The sequence below is a fragment of the Streptomyces sp. NPDC088097 genome, from assembly GCF_044741845.1.
GTDB lineage: Bacteria > Actinomycetota > Actinomycetes > Streptomycetales > Streptomycetaceae > Streptomyces.
In genome coordinates, this window is sequence record NZ_JBIUTJ010000005.1 from 227,122 (window position 1) to 250,398 (window position 23,277).

The 23,277-nt window shown below is 69.4% G+C and carries 19 protein-coding genes and 2 pseudogenes; 10 read left to right on the forward strand and 11 right to left on the reverse strand.

Annotated elements, in window-relative coordinates; genetic code table 11:
- Positions 1 to 29: 29 nt before the first annotated feature.
- The 4 genes and pseudogenes from gnd to dnaA (ACIOD1_RS18480) all read right to left on the reverse strand — a co-directional run.
- The gene (gnd, locus tag ACIOD1_RS18465; RefSeq protein WP_401903357.1) at positions 30 to 905 is read right to left on the reverse strand and encodes a phosphogluconate dehydrogenase (NAD(+)-dependent, decarboxylating); all 876 of its coding nucleotides are present in this window, start codon (positions 903 to 905) and stop codon (positions 30 to 32) included.
- Positions 906 to 1,257: 352 nt separating this feature from the next.
- A complete protein-coding gene (gene dnaN / locus ACIOD1_RS18470; RefSeq protein ID WP_365616123.1) occupies positions 1,258 to 2,388 on the reverse strand; it encodes a DNA polymerase III subunit beta in 1,131 nt (376 codons plus the stop codon).
- 864 nt (positions 2,389 to 3,252) lie between these two features.
- A pseudogene (gene dnaA, locus ACIOD1_RS18475) lies at positions 3,253 to 4,371 on the reverse strand (chromosomal replication initiator protein DnaA); the annotation flags it as partial.
- A gap of 126 nt (positions 4,372 to 4,497) precedes the next feature.
- Positions 4,498 to 5,025 (reverse strand): annotated as a pseudogene (gene dnaA / locus ACIOD1_RS18480) (chromosomal replication initiator protein DnaA); the annotation flags it as partial.
- Positions 5,026 to 5,380: 355 nt separating this feature from the next.
- Here dnaA (ACIOD1_RS18480) and rpmH point away from each other — a divergent pair.
- The 9 genes from rpmH (at position 5,381) to ACIOD1_RS18525 (ending at position 11,881) form a co-directional block, all read left to right on the forward strand.
- Positions 5,381 to 5,518, forward strand: coding sequence for a 50S ribosomal protein L34 (gene rpmH, locus ACIOD1_RS18485; RefSeq protein WP_100597229.1), 138 nt, complete (start codon positions 5,381 to 5,383; stop codon positions 5,516 to 5,518).
- Positions 5,519 to 5,539: 21 nt separating this feature from the next.
- Positions 5,540 to 5,914, forward strand: a complete 375-nt coding sequence (rnpA, locus tag ACIOD1_RS18490) for a ribonuclease P protein component (protein WP_365616127.1) — start codon at positions 5,540 to 5,542, stop codon at positions 5,912 to 5,914.
- Positions 5,911 to 6,192 (forward strand): membrane protein insertion efficiency factor YidD, encoded by a 282-nt coding sequence (gene yidD / locus ACIOD1_RS18495; protein WP_401903361.1) that lies wholly within the window; start codon positions 5,911 to 5,913, stop codon positions 6,190 to 6,192. The genes rnpA and yidD overlap by 4 nt, the downstream gene beginning before the upstream one ends.
- 3 nt (positions 6,193 to 6,195) lie before the next feature.
- The gene (yidC, locus tag ACIOD1_RS18500; RefSeq protein ID WP_365616129.1) at positions 6,196 to 7,302 is read left to right on the forward strand and encodes a membrane protein insertase YidC; all 1,107 of its coding nucleotides are present in this window, start codon (positions 6,196 to 6,198) and stop codon (positions 7,300 to 7,302) included.
- A gap of 15 nt (positions 7,303 to 7,317) precedes the next feature.
- Positions 7,318 to 7,830, forward strand: coding sequence for a R3H domain-containing nucleic acid-binding protein (locus tag ACIOD1_RS18505; protein ID WP_365616131.1), 513 nt, complete (start codon positions 7,318 to 7,320; stop codon positions 7,828 to 7,830).
- Between the two features lie 142 nt (positions 7,831 to 7,972).
- A complete protein-coding gene (gene rsmG / locus ACIOD1_RS18510) occupies positions 7,973 to 8,689 on the forward strand; it encodes a 16S rRNA (guanine(527)-N(7))-methyltransferase RsmG (RefSeq protein WP_365616133.1) in 717 nt (238 codons plus the stop codon).
- Positions 8,690 to 8,955: 266 nt separating this feature from the next.
- The gene (locus ACIOD1_RS18515) at positions 8,956 to 10,050 is read left to right on the forward strand and encodes a ParA family protein (protein WP_365616135.1); all 1,095 of its coding nucleotides are present in this window, start codon (positions 8,956 to 8,958) and stop codon (positions 10,048 to 10,050) included.
- Positions 10,047 to 11,135: a ParB/RepB/Spo0J family partition protein gene (locus ACIOD1_RS18520; RefSeq protein ID WP_365616137.1), complete on the forward strand. Its 1,089-nt coding sequence runs from the start codon at positions 10,047 to 10,049 to the stop codon at positions 11,133 to 11,135. The genes ACIOD1_RS18515 and ACIOD1_RS18520 overlap by 4 nt, the downstream gene beginning before the upstream one ends.
- A 122-nt stretch (positions 11,136 to 11,257) precedes the next feature.
- Positions 11,258 to 11,881: a GNAT family N-acetyltransferase gene (locus ACIOD1_RS18525; protein WP_401903365.1), complete on the forward strand. Its 624-nt coding sequence runs from the start codon at positions 11,258 to 11,260 to the stop codon at positions 11,879 to 11,881.
- Positions 11,882 to 11,989: 108 nt separating this feature from the next.
- Here ACIOD1_RS18525 and trxA read toward each other — a convergent pair whose 3' ends face one another.
- From trxA to ACIOD1_RS18560, 7 genes are all read right to left on the reverse strand, one after another.
- Positions 11,990 to 12,337: a thioredoxin gene (gene trxA / locus ACIOD1_RS18530; RefSeq protein ID WP_365616141.1), complete on the reverse strand. Its 348-nt coding sequence runs from the start codon at positions 12,335 to 12,337 to the stop codon at positions 11,990 to 11,992.
- A gap of 48 nt (positions 12,338 to 12,385) precedes the next feature.
- Positions 12,386 to 13,345: a thioredoxin-disulfide reductase gene (trxB, locus tag ACIOD1_RS18535; protein WP_365616143.1), complete on the reverse strand. Its 960-nt coding sequence runs from the start codon at positions 13,343 to 13,345 to the stop codon at positions 12,386 to 12,388.
- A 146-nt stretch (positions 13,346 to 13,491) separates the two neighbouring features.
- Entirely contained in the window at positions 13,492 to 14,439 is a 948-nt protein-coding gene (locus tag ACIOD1_RS18540) for a hypothetical protein (RefSeq protein ID WP_401903369.1), read from the reverse strand.
- Positions 14,436 to 15,137, reverse strand: coding sequence for an RNA polymerase sigma factor SigM (sigM, locus tag ACIOD1_RS18545; RefSeq protein WP_365616146.1), 702 nt, complete (start codon positions 15,135 to 15,137; stop codon positions 14,436 to 14,438). The genes ACIOD1_RS18540 and sigM overlap by 4 nt, the downstream gene beginning before the upstream one ends.
- A 26-nt stretch (positions 15,138 to 15,163) precedes the next feature.
- Positions 15,164 to 16,894: a protein kinase family protein gene (locus ACIOD1_RS18550; RefSeq protein WP_365616148.1), complete on the reverse strand. Its 1,731-nt coding sequence runs from the start codon at positions 16,892 to 16,894 to the stop codon at positions 15,164 to 15,166.
- Positions 16,895 to 17,020: 126 nt separating this feature from the next.
- Positions 17,021 to 19,195, reverse strand: a complete 2,175-nt coding sequence (gene murJ, locus ACIOD1_RS18555) for a murein biosynthesis integral membrane protein MurJ (RefSeq protein WP_365616150.1) — start codon at positions 19,193 to 19,195, stop codon at positions 17,021 to 17,023.
- Positions 19,196 to 19,241: 46 nt separating this feature from the next.
- Entirely contained in the window at positions 19,242 to 21,500 is a 2,259-nt protein-coding gene (locus tag ACIOD1_RS18560) for a DUF6049 family protein (RefSeq protein WP_365616152.1), read from the reverse strand.
- Between the two features lie 185 nt (positions 21,501 to 21,685).
- Here ACIOD1_RS18560 and ACIOD1_RS18565 point away from each other — a divergent pair, with 185 nt between their 5' ends.
- Positions 21,686 to 23,161 carry a CCA tRNA nucleotidyltransferase gene (locus tag ACIOD1_RS18565; protein WP_365616153.1) on the forward strand — a complete coding sequence of 492 codons (1,476 nt, stop codon included), beginning with the start codon at positions 21,686 to 21,688 and terminating at the stop codon, positions 23,159 to 23,161.
- Positions 23,162 to 23,277: the final 116 nt, after the last annotated feature.

Below are 23,277 nucleotides of genomic sequence, written 5' to 3' on the forward strand. Positions count from 1 at the left end.
GTGGTGCGGTCGTGCGTGGTGCGGTGGGGCTACTTCTTCTCCACCGCGTGGCCGCCGAACTGGTTGCGCAGCGCGGCGATCATCTTCATCTGCGGGGAGTCGTCCTGGCGGGACGCGAAGCGGGCGAAGAGCGAGGCGGTGATCGCCGGCAGCGGCACCGCGTTGTCGATCGCGGCCTCGACGGTCCAGCGGCCCTCGCCCGAGTCCTGCGCGAAGCCGCGCAGCTGCTGCAGGTGCTCGTCCTCGTCCAGCGCGTTGACGGCGAGGTCGAGCAGCCAGGAACGGATGACCGTGCCCTCCTGCCAGGAACGGAAGACCTCGCGGACGTCGGTGACCGAGTCCACCTTCTCCAGGAGCTCCCAGCCCTCGGCGTAGGCCTGCATCATGGCGTACTCGATGCCGTTGTGGACCATCTTCGCGAAGTGGCCCGCGCCGACCTTGCCGGCGTGTACGGCGCCGAAGTCGCCTTCGGGCTTGAGGGCGTCGAAGACGGGCTGGACCACGGCCACGTCCTCCTCGGTGCCGCCGTACATCAGGGCGTAGCCGTTCTCCAGGCCCCAGACGCCGCCGGATACGCCGCAGTCGACGAAGCCGATGCCCTTGGACTTGAGCTCCTCGGCGTGCTTCTCGTCGTCCGTCCAGCGGGAGTTGCCGCCGTCCACGACGATGTCGCCGGGGGAGAGCAGCTCCCCGAGCTCGTCGACGGTGGACTGCGTGGCCGCCCCGGCCGGGACCATCACCCACACCACGCGGGGGGCCTGGAGGCCGTCCACGAGTTCGCGCAGGCTGTGGACGTCCGCGAGATCCGCATTGCGGTCGTATCCGATGACGGTGTGGCCTGCGCGGCGGATGCGCTCGCGCATGTTGCCGCCCATCTTGCCGAGACCGACGAGACCGAGCTCCATCAGGTGGGTTCCTTAAGCGTTGTGGCCGTCTTTGCCGGGGCTCGCCCGATTCCCTGACGCCTGGGCACCGGGGCACAGGGCTCGCCCGCCGGAACCGAGCCTACGCCGGGCGGTGCCGCGGGGCCCCACGGGCGCTCCCCGGGGATGGCGTCGTGGCGTCCGGGCCCCGGAGGGCCGGGAAGGGGCGTACGGACCCGCCTGCGGCCCCGCGCACGAGCCGCCGGGCCCGGGAACGGCCTCGGGCCCGGTCCCCGCGGGCGGCGGAGGCGGGCCCGAGGCCGTACGGGCGGGTGGCGGACGGGCGTCGGCCCGAGAGCCGTCAGCCGTCAGCCGTCAGCCGTCCGTAGAAGCGTCAGCCGGAGAGGCGCACCGGCATGATCAGGTACTTGTAGGCCTCGTCGGCCTCCGCGTCCATCGCCGGGCGCCCGCTGAGCAGCGCCGGCTTGGTGGACGTGGTGAAGCTGAGCTGCGCGACCGGGGAGTCGATCGCGCTCAGGCCGTCCAGCAGGAAGGTCGGGTTGAAGGCGATCGAGATGTCGTCGCCGTCCAGCTTCGCGTCGACGCGCTCCACAGCCTGTGCGTCGTCGGAGGAACCGGCCTCCAGGATCAGCACGCCCTGCTCGAAGCTCAGGCGGACCGGGGTGTTGCGCTCGGCGACCAGGGCCACGCGCTTGACGGCCTCGACGAACGGGGCGGTCTCGATCACGGCGATCGAGTTGAACTCCGTCGGGAAGAGCGTGCGGTACTTCGGCAGGTCGCCTTCGAGCAGCCGGGTGGTGGTGCGGCGGCCCGCGCCCTCGAAGCCGATGAGCCCCTCGCCCTGGCCGGAGCTGGAGAGCGCCAGGGTGACGGTGTCACCGCTGGTGAGGGACTTGGCGGTGTCCAGAAGCGTCTTGGCGGGCACCAGGGCCACGGCCGAGGCGTCCGGGTTCTCCGGCTTCCACAGGAACTCGCGGACCGCGAAGCGGTAGCGGTCGGTGGAGGCCAGGGTGACGCGGTCGCCCTCGATCTCGATGCGGACACCGGTCAGCACGGGCAGCGTGTCGTCGCGGCCGGCGGCGATGGCCACCTGGGCGGCGGCGGAGGCGAAGACCTCGCCGGGCACGGTGCCGGTGGCGGTCGGCATCTGGGGCAGTGCCGGGTACTCCTCCACAGGCAGGGTGTGGAGTGTGAACCGCGAGGAGCCACAGACGACGGTCGCCCGTACACCGTCTGTGGAAATCTCCACCGGTCGGTTGGGCAGGGCCCGGCAGATGTCGGCGAGGAGCCGGCCGGAGACGAGGACGGTGCCGTCCTCCTCGACGTCCGCCTCGACGGAGACGCGGGCCGAGACCTCGTAGTCGAAGCCGGAGAGCGACAGCGCGCTGCCCTCGGCCTTCAGCAGCAGGCCCGCGAGCACCGGCACCGGCGGTCGGGCCGGGAGGCTGCGTGCAGCCCAGGCCACCGCCTCCGCGAGTACGTCGCGTTCCACCCGGATCTTCACCGGAACCGCCTCCTGCTGTTGCTCGCTCGTCTGCCGGCCTTCGTCGTCGGCTCGTCGATGCCTCGACCGATGCCGGGGACCAGTCTGACGTACGGCGCCGACAGTCGTCGCGGCCGGCGGTCAAGTCGGGAGTGAGGCGTCGGGACGGGCGACCGACGAGTTGTGCACAGGACCCGCTTAAAAACCGAATCCGGTCTCACTCTCTATGGGGGTAGTAGTAGGGCCTGTGGAAACAGTGGATAAGCCCGTTTCCGCAGGTCAGACCCTCTTTTTTATCCCCACTGCCTGTGGGCGGCACCGGTGGACAACACGGTGTTCCTGTGGAGAACGAAAACTTCTGCACAGGCCGTCCCCAGGTGACCCCCAGTACTCCACAGGTGCGTCCCCAGCTTTTCCCCAGTGGTCCACAACCCAAACGTCTACATCCGTGTGACCGCTTTCACTCGGGGCGGTGACGGGAGGTGCCTGGTTGCCGAACAGTGGACAACGGTGTGGAGAACCCCTCTACCTCTGTGCACAGCGTGCACGAACCTGTGGGTCTCCGGTGGACAGAGCCGTGGATGGGCCTGTGGATGAATATTCTGTCCACAGCCTGTGGATGATGGTTGCTCACAATTCCACAGGCGGTTGACCTGCCCTGATGGGCCCTCAACCTGCGGGCCTGTGGACAGATTGTGGGCGACGAAGTCTGTCCTCAGGCTGTGGACGGGAAAAAGTCGCCCAATCTGTGGATGAACCCCTCCCGCGGGGGCGTATTCGAACAGCGCAACGGCGCACGGACGAAGAAGGGCGCCCCCGGTTCACTCCGGAAGCGCCCTCAGCCGAGGCGTGAAAGCCCCTCGGCACGGCCGCCGGGGCCCGCACTCAGCCGTTCTTGATGCGGTTGGTGAGCTCCGTTACCTGGTTGTAGATGGAGCGTCGTTCCGCCATCAGGGCACGGATCTTGCGGTCCGCGTGCATGACGGTGGTGTGGTCGCGCCCGCCGAACTGGGCCCCGATCTTGGGCAGCGAGAGGTCGGTGAGCTCCCGGCACAGGTACATGGCGATCTGCCGGGCGGTGACCAGCACCCGGCTGCGCGAGGAACCGCACAGGTCGTCCACGGTGAGCCCGAAGTAGTCGGCGGTGGCCGCCATGATGTCGGAGGCGGTGATCTCGGGCGCGCTGTCCTCGCCGCCCGGGATCAGGTTCTTGAGGACGTCCTCGGTCAGGCCCAGGTCGACCGGCTGCCGGTTCAGGCTCGCGAAGGCCGTGACCCGGATCAGCGCCCCCTCCAGCTCGCGGATGTTGCGCGAGATGCGGGAGGCGATGAACTCCAGTACCTCCGGCGGGGCGTTGAGCCGCTCCTGGACGGCCTTCTTGCGCAGGATCGCGATCCGGGTCTCCAGCTCGGGCGGCTGGACGTCGGTGATCAGGCCCCACTCGAAGCGGTTGCGGAGCCGGTCCTCCAGGGTGACGAGCTGCTTGGGCGGCCGGTCGGAGGACAGCACGATCTGCTTGTTGGCGTTGTGCAGCGTGTTGAAGGTGTGGAAGAACTCCTCCTGCGTCGACTCCTTGCTCGCGAGGAACTGGATGTCGTCGACCAGCAGGATGTCCATCTCGCGGTACCGCTTGCGGAAGGCGTCGCCCTTGCCGTCGCGGATGGAGTTGATGAACTCGTTGGTGAACTCCTCCGAGCTCACGTACCGCACCCGGGTGCCGGGATAGAGGCTCCGTGCGTAGTGCCCGATGGCGTGCAGCAGGTGGGTCTTGCCGAGGCCCGACTCCCCGTAGATGAAGAGGGGGTTGTACGCCTTCGCCGGCGCCTCGGCGACCGCCACCGCGGCCGCGTGCGCGAAGCGGTTGGAGGCCCCGATGACGAAGGTGTCGAAGAGGTACTTCGGGTTCAACCGCGCCGTGGGCTCCAGCGGGCCCGAGGAGCCGCCGGAGTGCGAGGGGGGCGGCGAAGGCCGGCCGGGCGCCGGACGTGGGGCCGGCTGCTCGTACTTCTGCTGTTCGTACTTCTGCGCGTCATAAGGGGACGGCTCGTACTTGGACTGCTCGTACTGCTGCTGGTCGTAGCCCCCCTGGTCGTAACCGCCTTGGTCCGGCTGCTGGAGGTAGCCCGGTTGCGGGGAGGCGTACGGGTCCCGCTCGGGGAAACCGCCGAGGCGCTGCTGCTGCCAGCCGTAGTCGTCCTGCTGGCCGCCGCGGGGCCAGGCCCCCGGCTCGGGGCGCTGCTGCTGGTACTCGGGGTAGGCGGGGCGGGCGGTCGGGAGCTGGTCCTCGCCGGGGCCGCCGGGGCCGGTGTGTCCGCCGGGGCGCTGGCCGCCGTAGGGCTCGTAGCCCTGCCCGGGGCCCTGCGGGGAGGACGGCGCGGGCTCGCCGGCCGAGTCGTCCACGGTGATGGCGATCCGGATCGGGCGGCCGCACTCACGGCTGAGGGCGTCGCTGATGAGCGGGGCGAGACGGCCTTCGAGGACGCGCTTGCCCCATTCGTTGGGGACCGCGAGCAGGGCGGTGTCGGCCACGAGCGCCAGGGGCTGGCAGCGTTCCACCCACTGCTTGTCCTTCGGCTCGATGCCTTGCTGGCCCTCGCCGAGGAGCTTCTCCAGCACGCGTGGCCACACTGCGGCAAGATCGGCGGGTACGTCAGCCACAGAGCACGCTCTCTCACAGGTCCCGTCCCACGAATGTGTGGTTCTTTGGGACGGTCGGGACAAAAATCAGGGATCAGGCAACGGTAGTCAGGCCGGTGGGTAGGGTTCAAGTCGTTGTCCACAGCCTGTGCACAGTGTGCGGCAGCCAGGGCTCGGTTTGACCGGATGGCGTAGCCGCGCGTACCGTAACGAGGTCGAGTTGTCGATGGCTGCTGCCGCCTGCCTACCGATGGGCGAAGATCACTTTCGTGATTGTTAGCGGTGTCCACTCGGGCGAACCGCGAGTTCCTCGTGGGCGCACGGTGACAGCCAGGCGATGTAACGCCACACACGATTCATTCTCTGGAGCCCCCGAGTGAGCAAGCGCACCTTCCAGCCGAACAACCGCCGTCGTGCCAAGACCCACGGCTTCCGCCTGCGGATGCGTACCCGTGCCGGGCGCGCGATCCTCGCGAACCGTCGTGGCAAGGGCCGCGCCGAACTCTCCGCGTAACCACACGCAGGTCGTGACATCGTGCTGTCTCCCGAAAATCGGCTGAGGCGGCGTGAGGACTTCGCGAGCGCGGTACGACGGGGCAAGCGGGCAGGACGCCCGCTCCTCGTCGTCCACCTACGTACAAGCGGTGCAACGGACCCGCACGAGCCGGGGGAGATCCATCCCTCGCCGCGTGCGGGTTTCGTCGTCAGCAAGGCTGTCGGCGTCGCGGTCATCCGTAACCGGGTGAAGCGTCGTCTGCGTCACCTCGTCCGGGATCGGCTGGCCCTGCTGCCCGCCGGTAGCCTGGTGGTGGTGCGGGCTCTCCCCGGAGCGGGCGATGCCGGCCTCGACGAGCTGGCCCGTGACCTGGATGCCGCCTTGGCGCGGCTACTGGGAGGCGTGGCTCGATGAAGTACCCGCTGCTCGCATTGATCAAGCTGTACCAGTGGACGATCAGTCCGCTGCTCGGACCGGTGTGCCGGTACTACCCGTCGTGTTCGCGCTACGGGTACGCGGCCATCGACCGGCATGGTGCGGTAAAGGGGGCGGTCCTGACCGCCTGGCGGATCCTGCGGTGCAATCCGTGGTCCCCGGGTGGCGTTGACCATGTCCCACCCCGTAAACGCCCGCGTTGGCACGAGCAGCTGCGCAGTGCGTTGCGTAGATCTCGCAATGCTCAAGGAGCCTGATTAGTGGACACGATTGCCGGTCTGTTCAGCTTTATCACCACGCCCGTGTCGTGGGTCATCGTCCAGTTCCACAGCCTGTACGGGGCGATCTTCGGTGCGGACAGTGGGTGGGCCTGGGGCCTGTCCATCGTGTCCCTGGTGGTCCTGATCCGTATCTGCCTGATCCCGCTCTTCGTGAAGCAGATCAAGGCAACGCGTGGCATGCAGGCGCTCCAGCCGAAGATGAAGGCGATCCAGGAGCGCTACAAGAACGACAAGCAGCGTCAGTCCGAAGAGATGATGAAGCTGTACAAGGAGACGGGTACCAACCCGCTCTCCTCGTGCCTTCCCATCCTGGCGCAGTCCCCGTTCTTCTTCGCGCTCTACCACGTGCTCTCGGCCATCGCCAACGGCCAGACCATCGGCGTGATCAACCAGTCGCTGCTGGAGAGCGCCCGCCAGGCGCACATCTTCGGCGCCCCGCTGGCGGCCAAGTTCACGGACAGCGCCGAGAAGGTCGCCGGCCTGGACGCCTCGATCACCGACGTGCGCATCGTGACCGCCATCATGATCGTCCTGATGTCGCTGTCGCAGTTCTACACGCAGCGCCAGCTGATGCAGAAGAACGTCGACCTCTCGGTCAAGACCCCCTTCATGCAGCAGCAGAAGATGCTCATGTACATCTTCCCGCTGATCTTCGCCGTCATGGGCATCAACTTCCCCGTCGGTGTCCTCGTCTACTGGCTGACCACCAACGTGTGGACCATGGGCCAGCAGATGTACGTGATCAACCAGAACCCGACGCCGGGCAGCAAGGCGCAGGACCAGTACCTGACCCGCCTCCTGAAGCACGTCTCCACCAACGGGGACATCAAGGGCCGGGGCAAGAAGAAGATCGTCGCGGCGATCGTGGCCAAGGGCCCGGACCGCAACGACAACGAGCGCAAGTTCATCACCGCGCTGACGAAGCAGGGCATGGCCGCGCAGGCGGACGGCTCCGTGAGCAAGAGTTCTGAGGCCACCGCCGACGCGGACTCGGCGAGTGGTGGTGTCGCCACCAAGCGGCAGCAGCCGAAGCGGACGTCCAAGTCCAGGCGTCAGACGCCCCCCAGCAAGCCCTCCCAGAAGTAAGAAGGAGTCCCTCCCGTGACGGAAGGCACCACCACCGCCGCCGCTGAGAGTGGCGACACCCTGACCCGCCTCGAGCAGGAGGGTGAGATCGCGGCCGACTACCTTGAGGGTCTGCTGGACATCGCCGACCTGGACGGCGACATCGACATGGACGTCGAGGCCGACCGCGCCGCGGTGTCGATCGTCAGCGAGTCCGCCGGCCGCGACCTGCAGAAGCTCGTGGGCCGCGACGGTGAGGTCCTGGAGGCCCTCCAGGAGCTGACCCGCCTGGCCGTGCACCGGGAGACCGGGGACCGTAGCCGGCTGATGCTGGACATCGACGGTTTCCGGGCCAAGAAGCGCGAGGAGCTCACGGCCCTGGGAGCCCAGGCCGCCTTGGACGTGAAGGCCTCGGGTGAGCCCCTCAAGCTCGCTCCGATGACTCCCTTCGAGCGCAAGGTCGTCCACGACGCCGTGGCCGCCGCCGGTCTGAAGAGCGAGTCCGAGGGCGAGGAGCCGCAGCGCTTCGTCGTCGTGCTCCCGGCCTGACCGGAACAAGAAGTGTTCGGCCCCGTCTGTGTCGCAGGCGGGGCCGAAGTTTGTAAGCCTGACAGTTGAACGACACGGCTGAACGACACGGTTGAACGACACGGTTCTGGCGTGAGCGGTTCTGTACGGAAGGACGGTCCCCGTGACGGAGGCAGCGGAGCTTCCCCCGGCGCCTGAAGAGGCGCGCGCGGTGTTCGGTGAGTTTTTCCCGGAAGCTGTGCGGTATGCGGAGCTGCTTGCGGATGCGGGGGTCCAGCGCGGTCTGATCGGTCCACGCGAGGTTCCCCGGCTGTGGGAGCGGCACCTGCTGAACTGTGCGGTTCTCTCCGAGGTGGTGCCCGAGGGCGTCACGGTGTGTGACGTGGGTTCGGGCGCGGGGCTGCCCGGTATCCCGCTGGCCTTGGTGCGGCGGGATCTGAAGATCACCCTGCTGGAGCCGCTGCTGCGCCGCACGAACTTCCTTCAGGAAGCCGTGGAGCTGCTGGGCCTGGACCACGTCACGGTGGTGCGGGGCCGGGCCGAGGAGATGCTCGGCAAGGTGCAGCCCGTCCACGTGGTGACGGCCCGCGCGGTGGCTCCTCTGGACCGGCTGGCCGGTTGGGGCGTACCGCTGCTGCGTCCCTACGGCGAGATGCTCGCCCTCAAGGGCGACACCGCGGAGGAGGAGCTGGTGGCGGCCAAGACCGCGCTGGCCAAGCTCGGTGTGGTGAAGACCTCGGTGCTCCACGTCGGCGAGGGCGTGGTGGATCCCCTGTCCACGGTGGTCCGGGTCGAGGTCGGAGAAAGCCCCGGTGGGGTGAGGTTCGCGGCCAAGCGGGCTAAGGCCGCTCGGGTGGGACGGGTGCGCAAGCGCCGCTGACCCTCGTGGAGAGGTGGGGCCCACCCCGTTATTTCAGGCGTGTTGGGCCCTATAGGTATGGATTTCGGAGTGTCGTAGCGGCTGGCTGACTTCGTCCGGGCATCGTGTTTCACGTGAAACGTCGCTCTCTGCTGCACGGAATCATCAGCCGCGGCCGTGCTGCTGCGGCCCCCCGCCCCCGCAAAGGCACGGGGGTGACAGAGTTGTCCACACCGGTGGATTCATCCACAGGAGTACGGGCCCCGCTGGTTCGCAACCCCGGAGACATGGCAGGCTCTGCTCATTGCGAGCCCGCTGCCGAGGAGAGTGACACCGTGCGGTCCGACGCCAACCTCGCGGGGCCGATGGCCGATCCGGTCCCCGGTCCCCGCTCCGAATACTCGGGCGAGGATGTTTCACGTGAAACATCGGCCCCGCCCCTCGTCGACAACGACGACGAAACCCCCATCGGCCGCGCCGCCCAGGTGGCGGTCGACGCGCTGGGACGGGCCGGAGCCCGGCTGCCACGGCCTGCGGAGACCCGGGTCATGGTCGTTGCCAACCAGAAGGGCGGCGTCGGCAAGACCACGACGACCGTGAACCTGGCTGCCTCGCTGGCCCTGCACGGGGCACGGGTCCTCGTGATCGACCTCGACCCGCAGGGCAATGCCTCCACGGCGCTCGGCATCGACCACCACGCGGAAGTCCCGTCCATCTACGACGTGCTCGTGGACAGCCGGCCCCTGCTGGAGGTCGTCCAGCCGGTGGTGGACGTCGAGGGGCTCTTCTGTGCCCCTGCCACGATCGACCTCGCCGGTGCGGAGATCGAGCTGGTGTCACTGGTGGCCCGAGAGAGCCGACTCCAGCGGGCGATCCAGGCCTACGAACAGCCGCTCGACTACATCCTGATCGACTGCCCGCCCTCGCTGGGCCTGCTCACCGTGAACGCCATGGTGGCCGGCGCCGAGGTGCTGATCCCGATCCAGTGCGAGTACTACGCGCTGGAGGGGCTGGGACAGCTGCTGCGCAACGTCGACCTGGTCCGGGCCCACCTGAACCCGAACCTGCACGTGTCGACGATCCTGCTGACGATGTACGACGGCAGGACCCGACTGGCCTCCCAGGTGGCGGACGAGGTGCGCACCCACTTCGGCAAGGAGGTGCTGCGCACGAGCATTCCGCGCTCGGTGCGCATCTCCGAGGCGCCGAGCTATGGACAGACGGTGCTCACGTACGACCCGGGCTCCAGTGGCGCGCTCTCCTACCTGGAGGCGGCACGGGAGATCGCCCTGCGGGGAGCAGGAATCCAATACGACGCCCAGAACGCCCACACGGGCGCGGGTACGAACAGCACGCAGAGTATGGCGGAGGGGATCCAGTGAGTGAGCGACGTAGGGGTCTGGGGCGGGGGCTCGGCGCACTGATTCCGGCGGCTCCGCAGGAGAAGACGCCGGTGACGAGCGGTGGGTCGACGTCTCCGTCGGCGGTGCCGGTACTGACATCCGAGCGAGGGATCGCCGCGGCGAAGCTCACTTCGCCGGCACCGGCCGATGTTTCACGTGAAACATCGCTGCCGAGCGAGCCGGTGTCCGTGCCGGAGCAGAGCAGGCCGGGCATCGAATCGGTTGCGGGGGCGACGTTCGCCGAGCTTCCGATGGACGCGATCACGTCGAACCCGTACCAGCCGCGCAAGGTGTTCGACGAGGACGCTCTGGCAGAGCTGGTGCACTCCATCAAGGAGGTGGGGCTGCTCCAGCCGGTGGTTGTGCGCGAGACCACCCCCGGCCGCTATGAGCTGATCATGGGAGAGCGCCGCTGGCGTGCCTGTGGGAAGGCCGGACTGGCGCACATCCCGGCGATCATCAGGGCCACGGAGGACGAGAAGCTCCTCCTGGACGCGCTCCTGGAGAACCTGCACCGGGCACAGCTGAACCCCTTGGAAGAGGCTGCGGCGTACGACCAGCTCCTTCAGGACTTCAACTGCACGCACGACCAGTTGGCGGACCGGATCGGACGTTCCCGCCCCCAGGTCTCCAACACGCTGCGCCTGCTGAAGCTCTCTCCGGCCGTTCAGCGTCGGGTGGCCTCGGGAGTGCTGTCAGCGGGCCACGCGAGGGCGCTGCTCGCGGTGGAGGACTCGGAGGCGCAGGACGAACTGGCGCGCAGGATCGTCGCCGAGGGCCTGTCGGTCCGTACGGTCGAGGAGATCACCGCGCTGATGGCCTCCGAACCGTCGAGCGCGGTGAAGTCGAAGGGTCCGCGTGCGGGTACCCGGGTGGCTCCGGCCCTCAGCGAACTGGCGACGCGGCTGTCGGACCGGTTCGAGACCCGGGTGAAGGTGGACCTGGGTCAGAAGAAGGGCAAGATCACCGTCGAGTTCGCCTCGATGGAGGATCTGGAGCGGATCCTGGGCACGCTGGCACCGGGCGAGGGCCGGGTACTGGAGCCGGGTCTTCCCGGGGAGTAGTCCCCACGACGTCGAGGGGTGGTTCCTGCCGGGTGCGAGCCGGTGGGGACCACCCTTCTGCTTTGCCCGGAGCATGCCTGTCCACCGTCGAACCGACCGGGGCCAGTGGATACGATGCGGTCATGGGTCGTCGGCTGGTACCGCTCACGCTGGACAACCTCCAGGACCTGCCCAAGCGTTGCCGGAGCTGTGTGTTCTGGGAACTGGATCCCGTCAGCGGCGAGGCCGCGGTGAGGACGGGTACCTCGGAGCAGGAGAAGGAGGCCTGGATCTCCTCCGTCCTGTTGGACTGGGGCTCCTGCGGCCGGGTGGTCTACGTGGACGAGGTTCCGGTCGGATTCGTGCTCTACGCACCGCCCGCGTACGTGCCGCGCGCCGCTTCCTTCCCGACCGGTCCCGTGTCCTCGGATGCCGCGCAGCTGATCACGGCCTGGATCATGCCGGGGTACCAGGGACAGGGCCTGGGTCGAGTGATGGTCCAGACGGTGGCCAAGGATCTGCTGCGTCGTGGGTTCAAGGCGATCGAGGCGTTCGGTGAAGCGCGTTGGGAGCGGCCCGCCTGTCTGCTGCCTGCCGATCATTTGCTGTCGGTGGGGTTCAAGACGGTGCGCCCGCACCCGGCGCACCCGCGACTGCGACTGGAACTGCGGACGACGCTGTCCTGGAAGGAAGACGTGGAACTCGCGTTGGACCGTCTGTTGGGCGGAGCCCGCGCCCGGAAGGAACCGGCGCTGCGCCCGCTCTGAGCGGCGGCCGTGTGGGAGCCCGGGCATGCGGACAGCAGCCGGGCATGCGAAAGGGGCCGCCCCTCGGGGGCGGCCCCTTTCACTGTTTCACGTGAAACATCGCGCGTGTCAGACGCCCTTGGGCTCGTTGACGATGAAGCCTTCGAGGTCGCGCAGGATCGCGGCCTTCGGCTTGGCGCCGACGATGGTCTTCACGACCTCGCCGCCCTGGTAGACGTTGAGGGTCGGGATGGACATGACCCCGTACTTGGCGGCCGTGCCAGGGTTCTGGTCGATGTTCAGCTTGACGATCTGGATCTGGTCGCCGAACTCGGCCGCGATCGCCTCCAGCGAGGGCGCGATCTGGCGGCACGGGCCGCACCACTCGGCCCAGAAGTCCACCAGGACGGGCTTGTCACTGCCCAGGACCTCGGCGTCGAAATCGGCGTCGGTCACGTTCTTGAGGGTGCCGGCCACAGCGGCCTCCTTATTCCTACGGGGTGTGGGGTGTGGGGTGGAGCAGGGTCAGACGGCTGCGTGGGCCTGCTCGGCGTCCGCGAGGGCGGCGAGGAAGCGCTCCGCGTCGAGGGCGGCCGAACAACCGGTACCGGCAGCGGTGATCGCCTGACGGTAGGTGTGGTCCACGACGTCGCCGGCGCCGAAGACACCGGCGAGGTTGGTCCGGGTGGAGGGCGCGGCGACCTTGAGGTAGCCCTCGTCGTCCAGGTCGAGCTGACCGGTGAACAGCTCGGTGCGCGGGTCGTGTCCGACGGCGATGAACAGGCCGGTCACGGGCAGCTCGGAGGTCTCACCGGTCTTGGTGTTGCGCAGGGTGAGGCCCGAGAGCTTCTGCTCACCGTGGATCTCGGCGACCTCGCTGTCCCAGGCGAACTTGATCTTCGGGTCGGCGAAGGCGCGGTCCTGCATGGCCTTGGAGGCACGCAGGCTGTCACGGCGGTGGACGATGGTGACCGACTTGGCGAAGCGCGAGAGGAAGGTCGCCTCCTCCATGGCGGTGTCGCCGCCGCCGACCACGACGATGTCCTGGTCCTTGAAGAAGAACCCGTCACAGGTGGCGCACCAGGAGACGCCGCGGCCCGAGAGTGCGTCTTCGTTCGGCAGACCGAGCTTGCGGTGCTGGGAGCCGGTGGTGACGATGACGGCCTTGGCGCGGTGCACCGTGCCGGCGGTGTCGGTGACCGTCTTGATCTCACCGGTGAGGTCCACGGCGACGACGTCGTCCGGAACGAGCTCGGCTCCGAAGCGCTCCGCCTGGCCGCGCATGTTGTCCATGAGGTCCGGACCCATGATCCCGTCCTGGAAACCGGGGAAGTTCTCGACCTCCGTGGTGTTCATCAGGGCGCCACCGGCGGTGACGGCACCTTCGAAGACCAGGGGGTTGAGCGAAGCGCGTGCGGTGTACAGGGCGGCCGTGTAACCGGCCGGCCCAGAGCCGATGATGATCACGTTTCGTACGTCGCTCACGGGTTCTTTCCTCGTTTCTGCGGACTTCGTGGTGCCTACCGGGGGCCGGTGCGGACTCTCACCCCACCCAACGGATCCTACGGCGCCCGCATTCCCGGCTTTCCCCACTGGGGCGGCGAACGCTCTGCGCTCCGCCGCCCTGTCCGTCAGCTCCGGGGATATGTGCTGCTCAGCAGCGGCTGCTCCGGTGACTGTCCCGGAGAGTCCACGCAGCCCGTCGGCACGAGGAAGGCGTCCACCCGGGCAGGGTCACCCGGATGCGGAAGGACGAGGAGGTAGACGTCCTTGCCCCGGTAGGTCCCGCGCTCGGAGGCGAGGGGATCGTCGGCGCGCCCGGTGGACTCCCGGACGCACGGCGGAACCGGCGGGACCTCCTCGGGGGACGCCTGCCGGTCGGACGGGGCCAGACCGGGAGAGGTGGTGTCCAGCCCCATGGTCTTGTTGGTCGGTGCCCCCGTGGCGAGGAGGTGCTTGACGCTGCCCTGGAGGCCCTGGGCCGTGTACCCGCCGTCGACCTGCGGGCTGCTCGCGACGCGCGCCGAGTCACTGGCGCCGGTGGGACGGTCGGGGCCACCGCCGAGGGCGCTGAAGAGGAAGCCGCCGAGGACGCAGGCGGCTGCCCCGGTGATGCCGGCCAGGATTCCGATCCTGCGGCGCGCGCGACGCCGGCCGGGTCCGGTAGGGCCGGACGGGTGACCGGAGGGGCCGCAGGGCCGGGGGACTTCCGGTCGAGCCGGAGCCGTGGGGGATGTTTCACGTGAAACATCGGCTTCGGCGGCGGGTGCCGGTGCCGATGCGGGCGCGGCGGCGCGGGAGCCGGTCGAGTCCAGGAGTGCTTCGGCGGCCAGGGCCGCGTCGATGCGTCCGGCGACGGAAGAGGGCATGCGGGGTGGGCCGGGCAGGGTGCCGAGCAGGGACCGGATCTCCTCCAGGGAGGAGCGGACGTCGGCGCACAGGGCGCAGTCACCGATATGACGGCGCACCTCGGCGGTACGGGAAGGGGACAGGAGCCCCTCGGTGAGGTCGGAGATCTCCGAAACCTCCGGGTGCCGGATCGTGCCGGTCCTGCCGGGCATGCCGGTTGTCGGGGTCACGGTCGGCCACCTCCGCCCTTCACTGCGTCTGCGTTCGGATCTGGCTGCCTGGGTTCCGCCGCTGGTGGGACGGCCGTCCCCGGCGTCCGGTTCCTTCCCCGCTCGGTGGCGGTGTTATCCCCGGCATTCGTGCGCAGATGAGTGAGGAGCGGGAGGAGTTTCGCCCGGCCCCGCGCGCAGCGGCTCTTCACGGTGCCGGTGGGCACACCGAGGACGTCTGCGGCCTCTGCGACGGGGTACCCCTGCATGTCGACGAGGACGAGTGCCGCCCGCTGATCGGCGGGAAGGGTGCTGAGGGCCGCCAGGAGCTGCCGGTGGAGGTCTTGGCGCTCCGCGGGGGCCTCGGCGGACTCGTGGGGCTCCAGAAGGCGCTCCAGCCGGTCCGTGTCGGCGAGGGGGGCGGTACGGCGGGAGGCGGCCTTGCGGGCGCGGTCGAGACAGGCGTTCACCGTGATGCGGTGCAGCCAGGTGGTGACGGCAGCGTCGCCCCGGAAGGTGTGCGCGGCGCGGTAGGCGGACACGAGGGCGTCCTGGACGGCGTCGGCGGCCTCCTCCCGGTCACCGAGGGTCCGCAGGGCGACGGCCCACAGCCGGTCGCGGTGGCGGCGCACGACCTCACCGAAGGCGTCTGGGTCCCCGGCGACGTGCAGGGCCAGGAGTTCCTGGTCGCTGCGGTCGCCGGTCGGGTCTTCGTCCAACGGTGAGCCCCCTCCCCTGGCGTGCGTCAGCCCTTGAACTTCACGTCCGTGATGCCCTGCTTGTAGCCGGCGCCGCTGTAGTCGGCGTACGGGGCGTTCGGCATGGCGGTGATCCACAGCAGGACGTACCGCGTCTTGACCGGGGCCTCGGCGGTCAGGGTCACCGTGGTGTCCTGGGTCGTCGTGCCCGCGATCTTCTTCATCTCCTTGACCGAGTTCTTCGGGTGCAGGGAGTCGGCCGCGTACAGCGCCAGCGTGGTGTGGTCCCCGCCGCCCCCGCCGAACCTCAGTCCGATCGACGCGGCACTGACCTCCTGCTCGGAGCCGAGGTCGTAGACGATCCCGACGCCGGGCTTGATCTGGATCTCGGGGCCCTCGTCGAAGGTCTTGGTGCGCCAGTAGCTGGAGGTGTCCCCGTCGTAGGACTTGGGCACGAGGTCCGGGTTCTGCGGCTTGCCGTCCGGGGCGTACTCCGTGGCTCCCCTGATGGAGAGAGGAATGGGGTCCTTCTTCACCGGGGAGTCGTCTTCGCCCTGGTTCGTCGAGTGGGTGTTCTCGCCGCCGTTCGCCTTGTTGCGGTCCAGGATGGTGTCGGCGAGCTGCCAGCTGCCCAGGCCGAGAGCGGCGATCAGGAGGGCGGCCACGCCCCACTTCAGGACCCGGCCGGTCCGGCTCTGCAACGGCGGCGGCGGCGGTCCCACCGGGGCGGGCGGCGCGAGGGGCAGGCCGGACGGGGCCGGACGGCCGTAGCTGCCCTGCTGGTAAGTGGTGTGCTGGTACTCCGGCGGCGCGGTGAAGGCGGGCTCCGGCGGCCGGATGCGCGGCATCGCGGCGACGGCCTTGGCCAGCTCCTCCGGGGTGGTGCAGGCGGGTTCCTGACGGGAGGCGGTGGCCCCGTCGTTGGCGAGGGCGCGCATGGCCAGCTCGCCCAGACCCCGGTGGACGCCCGCGCGGACCTGGTCGGGAGCGATCAGACCGACGCCCTTGGGCAGGCCGGCGAGGCCGTACGCGTCGGTCTCGTAGGGCCACCGCTGGGTGAGGGAGGCGTAGAGCAGGGCGCCGATGGCCTCGGTGTCGGCCTGCTGGGGGGTCTCGCTGGTGATGCCGCGCAGGGCGGCGTTCACGGCGAGGCCGCGGATCCGGTACTGGCCGCTGGAGGTCCGCAGTATGGCGCTGGGCGTCAGGCGCAGGTGTGCCAGGCCCTCGCGGTGGGCGGCGGCCATGGCCTGGGAGACCTGGCTGACGAGCTGGTACGCCTCATGGGGTTCCAGCGGTGCGGCCGCCAGGACTGCCGTCAGCTCGGTGGCGTCGGGCAGCCACTCGTGGACCACGTAGACGAGGTCGTTCTCCTCGACGGCGTCGAGGACCTGGACGAACCGGGGGTCGCCGAGCAGGGCGGAGGAACGGGCCGCGGCCAAGACGGTGCGGGCCCGGGGGTGGTCGGCGGGCAGGAGGTGGACGCCCACCGCGCGACGGAGCTTCTCGTCCATCGCACGCCAGCTGCTGAATCCGTCCAGACGGGTGACGCACTCTTCGAGGCGGTAGCGCCTCGCGAGCTTGTGACCGCTGTGGAGTTCGGGCGCGGGCGCGGATGCCGCGCTTCTGCGTTCGCCGTCCCTTTCGGGCACGGGTCCGTCCGCGGCTCGTCCGTTCTGGGTGTCCACCCCGTCGGCCGTGGCCTTGGCCGCATGTGCGGCCGGCGGCTCGTCGCCGCCGTTGTCGGCCACGTCGACGGCAGCCGTGCTACGTTCCGCCACCGTCGTCCCTGCCTCCCCATCCGTTACGCGCTGTCGGCCAGTCTGCGAAGCCAAGCCAATTGTGCCCACAGTCCGGCGCTTCGCACGACACACGATGGGGAGCCGAATCGTCGGCGGGTACGCGCATCAGCGCCCCAGACGTCCGCGGACCATCCCGACCATCGAGTTGAGTTCCTCGATCCGCATCCGCTTCGCGGCGATGAGGAACACCGCGCCGAGGGCGATGCCGCCCGCGACCAGTGAGGCGAGGGAGCCGGCGGCGCCGCTGCCCAGCCACTGGGTGACGCCGTAGGCCACGGCGCCCGCCACGACGGCGGCCGGAACGCAGGCGCCGATCAAACGGGTGTACGTCCGCATCACGTGGGCTCCGTCGAGGTCCCCGCCGAGACGGGCCTTGAGGCGGCGCCAGGCGACTCCGACGCCGACCACGTAGCCGAGTCCGTAGGCGGCGGCCATGCCGACGACGGCCCAGCGGGCGGGGAGGACGAAGAAGGCGAGCGTGGAGACACCGGCGTTGACGGCGGCGACGATGACCGTGTTGTAGAAGGGGGTCCGGGTGTCCTCGTAGGCGTAGAACCCGCGCAGGACCACGTACTGGACCGAGTACGGGATCAGTCCGAGCCCGAACGCCATCAGGATGAAGCCGATGTTGCGGGCATCGTCGCCGGCGCTGGCGTAGAGCAGCGTCGACATCGGGACGCCCAGGGCCAGGAAGGCGAAGGAGCACGGCACGATCGCCACGGCGGAGGTGCGCAGCCCGTAGGAGATGTCGTCGCGGACGGCGGAGGCGTCCCCGTCGTGGGCGGAGCGGGAGATGCGTGGCAGGACCGCCGTCATGACGGAGACGGTGATGATGGCCTGCGGCATCTGCCAGAGCAGCAGCGCGTAGTTGTAGGCCGTGATGCCGGTGCCGCCGTGGCCCTGCTCCTGGGCGACCGTTCCCGCCCAGGTGGCGAGCTGGGTGACGACCACGAGGCCGATCTGGTTCGCGAGGACGAAGAAGAAGGTCCACTTGGCGAGTCCGGCGGCCTTGCCGAGGCCGTGACCCTTCCAGTCGAAGCGCAGGCGGATCTTGAACCCGGCGTCGCGGAGGTAGGGGAGCATCGCCAGCGACTGGACGACGAGACCCAGCAGGGTGCCGATGCCGAGGAGGCGGACGCCCTCGGCGGTGATGCTCGATTCGCTCATGCCGGAAGCGGTGGAGCCGCCGAAGGCCCAGATGAAGGCACCGAAGGTGGCGATGACGACGATGTTGTTGAGGACCGGGGTCCACATCATCGCGCCGAACCGGCCGCGTGCGTTGAGGATCTGACCGAGCACCACGTGCACGCCCATGAAGAACATCGTGGGCAGGCAGTAGTGGGCGAAGGCGACCGCGACGTCGAGGCGAGCGGGGTCGTCGGCGATCTTCTGCGACATCATCCCGATGAACAGCGGGGCGGCGAGCACGCAGATGGTGGTGACGGCGCCCAGCAGCACCACGACCAGGGTCAGCAGCCGGTTGGCGTACGCCTCTCCGCCGTCGTCGTCGTTCTTCATGGCCCGCACGAGCTGCGGGATGAAGACGGCGTTGAGGGCGCCGCCGCCGACGAGTACGTAGATCATCGTCGGCAGGGTGTTGGCGACCTGGTAGGTGTCGTTGAGCGTGGCGACGCCGATGGCGCCGGCGATCACCAGGGTCCGGGCGAAGCCGGTGATGCGGGAGACGATGGTGCCGGCCGCCATGACGGCGCTCGACTTGAGCAGGCCGGCGGCCTTGCCGGCGGGCTTCGTCGGTGCCGGCGCCGCGACGGGGGCTTCCTCCGCGGGCGTGCGGGGGGCCGTCTGCTGGTCCCGGTACAGGTGCTGGAAGGCGTCGGGTTCCGGCTGCTCGTCGCCGGCGTTGGTCACGAGCGAGTCCACACCCACGAACTGCGTCGTCGTGGCGTGGTCGCCGTACGGCATGTGCCGGGACGGGCCGTCGGGTTCGGGCGGCGGGGTCTGGGCCCAGACGCGCGGGTCGGGACCGTGCGAGGGGGCCTGCGGGGCCGCGTACAGGGGGCCGGCCTCCTGGTAGGTGCCCGGCGGCGGCGGCGGGTGCGAGGCCCGGTCGTAGAGGACTTCGGCCACCGGGTCCTGCGCCGACAGGTCCTGCGACCGGTAGGGGTCGTAGGCGTAGGCGTCCTGGACGTACGGGTCGTTTTCAGGCGCGGGCGCGGGCGCCGGAACCTGGCCGGGCACAGGAGTGCCCGGGGCAGTGCCCTGAGCGGGCGCCGGCCCACCGGAGCCCTGCGCTCGGTCACCGTCGTACGGCGCGTTCATCGCAACCCCACCTCATCGTCCCCAGGCCGACCGGCCACGGCATCGCTCAACGGTCCACTGTCTCACCCGGGCCGGACCCCTCCCCGCTTTGCGGTTCGGTGTCCGGGGACTCGTCACTCGGCTGCGTGCTCTCCTCCACGGCCGCGCGCGCTGCGACACGCTTGCGACTGGCGTACATCTTGATGCCCGCCAGGACCAGAAGGAGAACACCGCCGGCGATGACGAGCATGACGGTGGGGGTGATCTCAGTGGCCTCCACGGTGAACTTCTGTTCCTTGCCGTAGGGAACGCCGTCCTTGGTGAAGAGCCGTGCGGTGACCTCGACGGGGCCGCTCGCAGTGGCGTTGGCGGTGAACTTTACCGTCTGGCTGTGCCCGCCCTGGACGGTGACCTCTTGTTCCGCTTTGTCGAACATCAAGCGGGTCGGATTGGCGGACTTCACGCGCAGCACCAGGTTGTGGACGTCCTGCACGAGGCCGTTCTGCACGCTGACCGGGATGGTCGCGCTGTGGCCGGAGAGGGTGGCGTCCGACTTGGGAATGACCTTGATCTTGCCGGTCAGTCCGAGCAGGTACTGCTGCACCTGGTCCCGATAGCTCTGGGCCTCCTCGGGACGTCCGCGCCAGGTGGTGGACATCTCGCGGTTGGTGGTGTTCCCGAAGGGGATCTCCACGCGGTCCGGCGCGCTGAGGATGACCTTGAAGTGGTCGAGGGTGTTCTGCGTGGTGCGGATCTGCTCGAAGGCCGATACGGGCAGTTCCTGCTTGCTCAGCGCCTCGGGGTACTGGCCGGCGCCCGGAACCTGGGTGGCGGCGCCGGGGTCGGGCTTGGCGCCGGCCGCCTGCTCCAGGTCCGAGGGCTGGGTCCACCGGGCGGCCTGGAGCCCGCGCAGGGCGATGGCCATCGATTCGGCCTGGCTGGCGGAGGGCCTGCGCTGCGGGGTCACCACGTAGCTGCGGGGCTCTTCGCTGTTCTGCTGGTTCAGGGCGAGGCTGTGGGCGAGGAACCGCTGGACCGCGAGGGTCGAGTTCCCCGCGTTGACCATGTCGCCCTCGAAGGCGGTGGACAGCTCGGCGTCGGCCACCACGGCGGTGGTGCCCGCGCCGATGGGGCGGGCCGCCGTCGGGGTGTAGCCCAGCGAACCGTTTTCCTGGAGGCTGTCGCTGCGCGTCAGGACGTTGTGCGCGCCGGCGGAGGTGGCCACGTTCACGATCGACGGGTCGATGGCTCCGTCCACGGGCCAGGAGAAGTCGGTGGACGGGGTGATGTGCAGCACCGTCTCGACGGCCTTCTTCGCCTTGTCGGTGGCGGGCCGCAGCTGGCCGAGGGTGCCCGAGACGTCCTTGCCGCGGTGGGCGAGCGAGGCGATGTCCGGGTCGGCGAAGGGCAGCGCCACGACCTTCTTGCCCTGGACGGCGCTCTCCAGGGAGTTCAGCCACTGCTCCGCCACGGCCTTGTTCCGGCCCTGGACCGGCTTGCCCGCGGGGTCCGTGCCACGGACCCGGTACCCCTTGGTCATGGCGTCGACCGTGGTGAGCAGGTCGGGGTCGATGACCCAGGTGACCGGGAGGTCCTTGCCGAGGGAGACCATCCGCTCCAGACGGCCGCCCGGGCGGAGCTCGTCGGCGAGGGAGTCGTCGAGGAAGACGGGGGTCTGGAGCTCGTCCGAGCCGGTCTCCGCGCTGACGCGGGTGGTGGAGATCAGGGGCCAGACGTAGGTGAGGGAGGAGCGCTTGGCCGCGGCGTCCGGCTGCCAGGGCAGGAAGGTCCGCTGAATGCCGAGGACCTGCTCGGACGGGCGGCTGTCGGTGCTCCCGGACAGGGAGACGCCGAGCTGGTAGACCCCGTCGGCGCCCAGGTCGAGCTTGTTCACCGGGACCTTGATCGTGAACTGCTTGCCGACCTTCGAGGGGAGCGAGTCGATGTTCACGGCGAAGGCCGAGTCGATCTCCCCGGGATCCACGCCCGGGCGGAAGCCCTTGCGGTCCGCCACCTCGTCGATGGCCGATCGATCTCCGACCATGGGCCCCACGCGCAGCCCGACGTGGGCGTTCTTGATGGTCTCGCGGCCGTTGTTGATCACGGTGCCCGAGACGGTGAGCGTGTCGCTCTTGACCGGGGCGCTGGGAGCCAGCTCGTTCAGCTGGACGTCCACGGGGGTCTCCGCGGCCTGTGCGGGCGGGGCGGGGGCGTAGATCATGGCGGCCAGCACCGGTGTCCCGGTGATGAGGACGACCGCCCGCCTCAGCCAGCGGCGCCGGGCAGGGGCAGAGGCTGCCCCCTGGTTGTCTGCCGCCTCGGCCACGCGCTCGCCCGTTCCTCGAAGTGTCAGTGGTCGTCGGTTCTGCGTCCACGCATGGTAACGAGGTGCGCTGTGCGCGAGTGCCGCGCCTTGCTCCACATGATCGTCCCCGGGTCGCGGGGCCGCCCGCCGGGGCCGCCGGGAAAGGGGGAAGCCCACGGCGGTCCGGCCACGTACCCTTTTCTGTTGTGCCGAACGCCAATGAAGACAACCTCAGCGCCCTGAGTCAGGTGCAGCTCCACGCGGTCAGTGAACTGCTGCGGGTCGCACCTGTCGCCGACGAACTCGGCCGCCGGTTCCAGCAGGCGGGATTCCGTCTGGCTCTGGTCGGCGGGTCCGTCCGCGACGCGCTGCTGGAGCGTCTCGGCAACGACCTCGACTTCACCACGGACGCCCGTCCCGAGGACGTGCTCAAGATCGTCCGGCCCTGGGCCGACTCGGTCTGGGACGTCGGCATCGCCTTCGGCACCGTCGGTGCGCAGAAGACGGCCCGCGTCGGAGACGTCGATCTGAACTTCCAGATCGAAGTGACCACCTACCGCTCGGAGGCGTACGACCGCACCTCGCGCAAGCCCGAGGTCTCCTACGGCGACTCCATCGAGCAGGACCTCGTCCGTCGCGACTTCACCGTCAACGCCATGGCCCTCGCCCTGCCGGAGCAGGAGTTCATCGACCCCCACGGGGGTCTGGAGGACCTGGCCGCCGGTGTGCTGCGGACCCCCGGCACCCCGGAGGACTCCTTCTCCGACGACCCGCTGCGCATGCTGCGCGCGGCCCGTTTCGCAGCGCAGCTCGACTTCGAGGTCGCGCCCGAGGTGGTCGCGGCGATGAAGGCCATGGCCGACCGGATCGAGATCGTCTCGGCGGAGCGGGTGCAGGGGGAGCTGAACAAGCTGCTGCTGTCCTCGAACCCCCGCAAGGGTCTGGGGCTGCTGGTCGACACCGGTCTCGCGGACCGGGTCCTGCCGGAACTGCCCGCGCTGCGACTGGAGAGTGACGAGCACCACCGCCACAAGGACGTCTACGACCACTCGCTGATCGTGCTGGAACAGGCGATCGCGCTGGAGGAGGACGGACCGGACCTGGTGCTGAGGCTGGCCGCTCTGCTGCACGACATCGGCAAGCCCCGCACCCGCCGGTTCGAGAGCGACGGACGGGTCTCCTTCCACCATCACGAGATGGTCGGGGCGAAGATGACCAAGAAGCGCATGACCGCGCTCAAGTATTCGAACGAGCTGGTCAAGGACGTGTCGCGGCTGGTGGAGCTCCACCTGCGCTTCCACGGGTACGGGGACGGCGAGTGGACCGACTCCGCGGTACGCCGCTACGTCCGCGACGCCGGTCCGCTGCTGGAGCGACTGCACAAGCTGACCCGCTCCGACTGCACCACGCGCAACAAGCGCAAGGCCAACGCGCTCTCCCGGACCTATGACGGCCTGGAGGAGCGGATCGCCCAGCTCCAAGAGCAGGAACAGCTGGACTCCATCCGTCCCGACCTGGACGGCAACGAGATCCAGCGGGTGCTGGAGATCGGTCCCGGCCCGGCGATCGGTAAGGCGTACGCCTTCCTGCTGGAGCTGCGGCTGGAGAACGGCCCGATGGCGCACGACGACGCCGTCGCGGCTCTGAGGGAGTGGTGGGCCGAGCAGCAGCCTCAGGGCTGAGTGCCGTACCGCGGGGTCGGTGTTTTAACTGAAAAAAAAAACCCCCCCCCCCCGAACCGGCGCGGGGGAATGAATTTTTAAGATTAAAAAACAACACCGCCCCCCAAACCCCCCCC